Origin of the sequence: Anaeromyxobacter sp. PSR-1, from assembly GCF_000964525.1 — a bacterium.
Classification (GTDB): Bacteria; Myxococcota; Myxococcia; order Myxococcales; family Anaeromyxobacteraceae; genus Anaeromyxobacter.
Genome location: NZ_BAZG01000232.1, coordinates 1 through 5,986, shown reverse-complemented (window position 1 = coordinate 5,986; position 5,986 = coordinate 1). Strand labels below are relative to the sequence as shown.

4 protein-coding genes and 1 pseudogene are annotated in these 5,986 nt (G+C 76.7%); all 5 read right to left on the bottom strand.

The annotated features are described in order from the left end of the window. Positions 1-583: hypothetical protein (locus tag PSR1_RS21055; protein ID WP_059439335.1), on the bottom strand; the 583-nt coding region annotated here is incomplete at its 3' end. 88 nt (positions 584-671) lie between these two features. Beyond that, positions 672-2,258, bottom strand: a complete 1,587-nt coding sequence (serA, locus tag PSR1_RS21050) for a phosphoglycerate dehydrogenase (protein WP_059439334.1) — start codon at positions 2,256-2,258, stop codon at positions 672-674. A gap of 213 nt (positions 2,259-2,471) precedes the next feature. Continuing rightward, positions 2,472-3,116 carry a TetR/AcrR family transcriptional regulator gene (locus PSR1_RS21045; RefSeq protein WP_059439333.1) on the bottom strand — a complete coding sequence of 215 codons (645 nt, stop codon included), beginning with the start codon at positions 3,114-3,116 and terminating at the stop codon, positions 2,472-2,474. A gap of 129 nt (positions 3,117-3,245) precedes the next feature. Then, entirely contained in the window at positions 3,246-5,696 is a 2,451-nt protein-coding gene (locus tag PSR1_RS21040; protein ID WP_059439332.1) for an LPS-assembly protein LptD, read from the bottom strand. Between the two features lie 18 nt (positions 5,697-5,714). Then, positions 5,715-5,986: pseudogene (locus tag PSR1_RS21035) on the bottom strand (hypothetical protein); the annotation flags it as partial.

Below are 5,986 nucleotides of genomic sequence, written 5' to 3'. Positions count from 1 at the left end.
AGCCCAGCCCGCGCCCGCGTCCCTGCGCGCGCCGCCGCGCCACCGCCGCGCCCGCGAACGCGCCGAGCAGCCCGCACAGCGCCGCCATGGCCCCGCCGCCCGCCGCCGCGGCGGCCGCCGCGGCGGCCTGGTCCGCCGCCTGCTCGGTCCGCGCCGGGCCCGGCTGCGTCCGGCCGATCCCCATCTGCCGCATCACGCCGGCGTTGCCGCTCGCCGACGCGCCGGCCGCCATCGCGCCGGTGGCGAGCGTGCCGGCCAGGAACACGGCGCCCGCCAGCAGGCCGATGCACCACACCATCACGCCGTGCAGGTTGGAGCCCGCCTCGTCCTCGCGGCCCGCCATGCGGACCGCCAGCCAGGCGCCCAGCAGCGTCGCGACGAACGGGGTGAGGAGCGCCCAGATGGCCGCCCCCGCCCCCAGCGCGCCGGAGTCCGCCGGCTGCGCGGCGAAGCCGATCGCGCCGCCCAGGAGCCCCATCACCACGTGCACCGCGAGCGCCAGCAGGACGCCCGAGATCACCGCTCCCCAGGACAGGCGCGGGAGGCTCCCCTCGCGTCGCTCCTGGATCTCCGTCGAAGCCATGTCATCCCTCCCGGCGGGGAAGAACCCGCCCCGGTCGGAACATGGGGACCGGGACGGGCGGGCGGAAGCCGGGAAGGCGCGGGCGCGGCTACAGGTGGATGGAGCGGACCGCCCGGACGTGCGGCAGCCTGCGCACCTGCTCCAGCACCCCGGGGGCGGGCGCCGAGTCCACGTTCAGGAAGGCGAACGCGCGCGAGTGGTCGTCGAGCCGCGACAGCGAGATGCGCGCGATGTTCACCCCGGCGGCGCCGAGCGCGGTGCCGAGGTTGCCGACCACGCCGGGCGCGTCGTCGTTCTCGCACAGGATGACGTGGCCCTCCGGCACCGCCTCCAGGCGGAAGCCGTCCACGCGCACGAGGCGGGCCTCGCGCTTGCCGTACACGGTGCCCGCGACCTGCGCCTCCCCGCCCTGCCCGCGCACCGTCACCGTGACCAGGCTGGCGTAGTCGTGCGGCTCGGCGGAGCGGACCTCGCGCACCGCGATCCCGCGCTCCTTCGCGACGGCCGGGGCGCTCACGTCGTTCACCGGCGTCTCGAGGTGGTGGCGCAGGAAGCCCGCCAGCGTGCGCGCGGCGAGCGGGCGGATGGGCACGGCGGCCAGCTCGCCGGCGACCTCCACCGCGACCTCGCTCGGCCCCTGCGGCGCGAGCTGCGCCGCGAGCGACCCGAGCTTCTCGCAGAGCGGGAGGAACGGCGCGAGCTGGTCCATGATCTCCCGCGGCAGGCCCGGCACGTTCACCGCGTTCTTCACCACGCCGTGGTTCAGGTAGGCGGCGAGCTGCTCCGCCACCGCCACCGCCACCGCCGACTGCGCCTCCTCGGTGGAGGCGCCGATGTGCGGCGTGGCCACGAACCCGTCCAGCCCGAACAGCGGGTGGTCGGCCGGGGGCGGCTCCTGCTCGAACACGTCCAGCGCCGCGCCGCCCAGGTGCCCGGACGCGAGCGCGTCCGCGAGCGCGCGCTCGTCCACGATCCCGCCGCGGGCGCAGTTCACCAGGAGCGCGCCCTTCTTCATGCGGGCGAGCACCTTCGCGTCCACCAGGTTGCGGGTCTGCTCGGTGAGCGGGACGTGCAGCGAGACCACGTCGGCCTGCGCCCACAGCGCGTCCAGCTCGACGCGCTCGACGCCCAGCTTGGCGGCCGCCTCGGCGGAGATGAACGGGTCGTAGGCGACGACGCGCATCTTCATGGCGAGCGCGCGGTCCACCAGCACCGAGCCGATGTTCCCGATGCCGACCACGCCCAGCGTCTTGCCGGCGAGCTCGTGCCCCTGGAACCGCTTCTTCTCCCACTTGCCGGCCTTCACGCTGGCCGTGGCGGCCGGCACGTGGCGGGAGAGCGCCAGGATCATCGAGAGCGCGAGCTCGGCGACGGTGATCGACGAGCCGCCCGGCGTGTTCATCACCACCACGCCGCGGCGGGTGGCGGCGTCGAGGTCCACGTTGTCCACGCCCACGCCGGCGCGCCCGATGACGCGGAGCCGCGAGGCCTTCTCGAGCAGCTTCGCGGTCACCTTGGTCGCGCTGCGCACCGCGAGCGCGTCGTAGTCGCCGATGATGGCCTCGAGCGCGTCGGGCTTGAGGCCGACCTTCACGTCCACCTCGAGGCCGGCCTGCTTCAGGACGGCCACGGCCTCCGGGGAAAGGTCGTCGGACACGAGGACACGGGCTGCCATCGATCTCCTCCCGCCCGGGCTTGGGGGTCGCACGCGGGCGTTCACGTTGTCGGTCGAGCTGCGGGGGAGGAGGGACCTAGTGGCCGGCAACGGGCGCGTCAACGCGTCTTGACCCCCATCAAGAGAGATACCCCGCCGGGAAATGACGTGGTCCCGGCGGGCTCGCGCGCACGCCCGGGCGCGGCCTTCGCGGCGGGGGCGGCGCTGCGGGCGCTAGCGGCGACGCAGCCCGGAGAGCACGTTGTCCACCGCCTGCTGCTTCACGCGGTCGATCTCGGCCTCGCTGCCGGCGGGCACGATCCCGACCACCATCGCCGAGACCGCCAGCTCGAGGGCGCCGAGCAGCCCCGCCGCGGCGATGAGCGGGTCCGCGTCGGCGCGCAGCTCGCCGCGCGCCTGCCCCTGGCGCACCACGCCCGCGACCAGCTCCACCGCCTTCTCGAACGTCTCGCGGGTCGAGCCGGCGCGGAGCCCCTGGGGCGTGCGCGTGACCTCCAGGATCAGCACCCGCACCGCGGCCGGCGCGGTCTTGTAGACGTCGAACACGAACGAGAAGATCCCGGCGAGCTTCTCCTCCGCGCTCCCCGGGCCCGCGTCGATGGCCGCGAGCGCGTTCATGAAGATGGTCCACTGCTCGGCGAACACGCTCTCCAGCAGCTCGTCCTTGTTCCGGAAGTAGTGGTAGACGAGGCCGTAGGCGACCTCGGCGGCGCGGGCCACGTCGGCGATCCGGCAGCCGTGGTAGCCGCGCTCCGCGAACACGCGGACGGCGGCGTGCAGGATGGCGCGGCGCTTCTCGGGCTCGGCTCGGCCGGCGGCGCCCGCGGAGGGCGCCGGCCGCGTTCTCGGTCGGCTCACCCGCTGATTCTTCGGTCGATCGCGGCCGCCCGGCAACCGCCGAATCCGCGCGGCGGGCGATTTACCCTCCCGGGATCGCCCGGACGCGCACGCAAGGTGAAGCCGGGCCGGCCCTCGGCCCCCGGCGCCTCAACGCACCGCGGCGCGCTCGCCCGCCCGGGAGAGATCGATGGCGGCCGAGTACGACGTCTCGCCGCAGTCGTTCACCCGGACCACGAGGCGTGCGAGGAAGCAGCGGCACGGCGAGTTCCAGGTGACGCTCCCGGCGTGCTGCTGCACCTGCCCGGCGTCCACCCTGCGGGTCCCGGCGCCGCTGCAGCGCGCGACCTCGATCGGACGCACCGTGAAGAGCGCGTCGTAGCCGAGGGTGGCGCCGCCGAGCACGCCCCGGAAGCCGGCCGAGCCCTGCGCCGAGGCGTCGATGGCCGCCGGGCGGAGGTCGAACAGCGCGTCCACCCCGGCCATGAGCTGGCCGGAGGCGCCCGGCCCCACCGCCACCAGCCCGGCGCGCACCAGGTCCCCGCGCCGGTCCGCGGCGGTGATCGAGCCGTGCAGCTCGGTGAAGTGGTCGAGCCAGGACGGGAACCTCGGCTCGGGCGAGGGCACCGCCCGCCCCTGGAACGCGAGCACGCGCCCGGACACGTCGGCGGTGATGGGGCCGCGGTGCGCCGCGGCCGAGAAGAACGTCTCCCCGGTGGCGCCGCGGACCAGGTCGAAGTCCTGGCCGAGCTGGAGGCGCAGGCTGCCGCCGGGCCCGTCGAGGCGGCTCTCCACCGAGGCCCGGAGCTGGCGGAAGGCGCCGTCGGACGCCGCGGTCAGCGAGCCGGCGGGCTGGCCCGCGGGCTGCGCGGCGGACACCGGCCCGCGCTGCACGTCGTCGCCGACGCGGTCCCAGGCGTCGTACGCCCGCAGGGGCAGCGACCCGTCCTCCGACCCGAACGCCCGCGTGCCCGCGCGCAGCTCCAGCCGCGGCACGATCCGGTGGAGCAGCGCGCCGTAGCGGCGCGAGACCTCGGAGGACAGCGCCGCGCCGCCGAGGCCCCAGGCCACCACCGCCGGCGAGCGCCCGGTGTCGAAGCGGTAGCCGAGCGCGGCGCCGCGGGCGTACGGCGTCACGGTCAGCGCGGACCCGAGCCGGAGCGGGGCCGAGAGCTCGGCGCGCGCGTCGAGCCGGCTCACGCCCTCGCGCGAGGTGGTGACGAAGCCGCGGGCGGCGCCCGGGTCGCCGGCGGTGAAGGTGGCGCCGGAGTCGCCGTTCACGGTGGCGTAGCGCGAGAGGCCGAGCCGGCCGGAGACCTGGAACGGCCCGAGCGCCTCCGGGAGCAGCGTCGCCGCCAGGCCGGGCCAGCGGTGGAACGCGGGCAGGTCGGCGCCGAACGTGCCGTAGGCGGGGCGCGCGCCGGTGGCGTCCGGGTACCAGCCCGACGGCGTGAGCGGCTGGTGGTACGCGGCGCCGCCCTCCACCACCAGCGCGTCGCCGGCGAACGACGCGAGCAGCGCCGAGCGGCGGTAGTAGGCGCTGCGCAGCAGCACGTCGCCGGTGGCGTCGCGGAACCAGACCGGGTCGCTCGCGAGCGCCACGTCGGCGCGCAGCCGGCCGGACGCGCCCAGCCGCTGGCCGTGCGTGCCGAGGATCCCGAGCCGGCCGCCGCCCCCGCCGCCCGGCTCGCGGTCCTGGTCGTCGATCCCGTGCAGCTCGATCTCCCCGGCCGCGTCCTCGGCGGGCGCCCAGCGCAGCTCGAGCTTCAGCCCGGCGCCGCGCACCGCGGGCTGCCCGGCGGCCACGTCGGCGCGGGCGCGGCCGAACAGGTACTCGGGGGTGACCGTCGCGTCCGCGCTGCGGCCCAGCGTCACGAACACCGGCAGCGCCACCCCGAAGCCGGTCGCGCCGGTGGAGGCCACCGTGGGGAAGAGCAGGCCGGTCTGCCGCTCGCCGAGCGGGAGGAACAGCCAGGGCAGGATCATCACCGGCACCGGCCGGTCCACGAACAGGAAGCGCGGGGTGACGTAGAGGACCGGCCAGGACAGGGTGGCGTGGTGCCCCGGCTCGACCTCGGCGCGCCGGGCGCGCAGCTCCCACGACGGCGCGCCGCCGCCGCAGTCGCACAGCGTCAGGCGCGCGTCGCCCAGGCGCAGGTGGCCGGAGCGCTCGCCCTCGAGCGTCGCGCCGGTGAACGTGGCGCGGTTCCGCCCCCGCCGGCGCGCGTCCTCGATGGCGGTGGCGTCGCCCATCGCCACCGGCCCGTCCTTGAGGAAGGCCACCACGTGCTCGGCCTTGAAGCCGCCGTCCATCACGGCCCGCAGGGCGTCGGCCGCCACGGCCCGGGTCGCGTCGGTGAGCAGCACGTCGCCGATCGCGTCCACCTCGCCGGTGGACGGGTCGTACGAGGCGCTGCGGGCGCGCAGCGTCACCAGCCCGCGCCGCAGCACCACCCCGCCCTCGAGCTGGTACCGGCCGGTGTCGGCCCGGTACGTGACCGTGCCGGCCTCGACCGTCAGGTCCTCGGGGGTGGCGGCGGCGGACGGCGGGGCGGACAGGGCGAGCAGCCCTGCCGCGGCGACTGCAGCGAGCGCGATCACGGGCGCGGGGCCTGGCGCCTACTGCGCCGGCGCCGCGGCCGTCTCGGCCGTGGCGGCGTCCGCCGCCGGCGCGGGCTCGGCCGGCGCGTCCGCCTCGGCGGCCTGCGCCGACGGGGCCGCGGCGGCGCCGGGGCGCTCGAAGTCGATGGCCAGCGCGTCGCCCTCGATGCGCTGCTGGTACGGCACCCGCTCGCGCAGCTTGATGTCGAGGACGTAGCTCGTGCCGTGGCGCGACGGGGTGACCAGCGCGACCGCCGACTTGAAGAAGGACGTGTCGAGGAAGCGCAGGT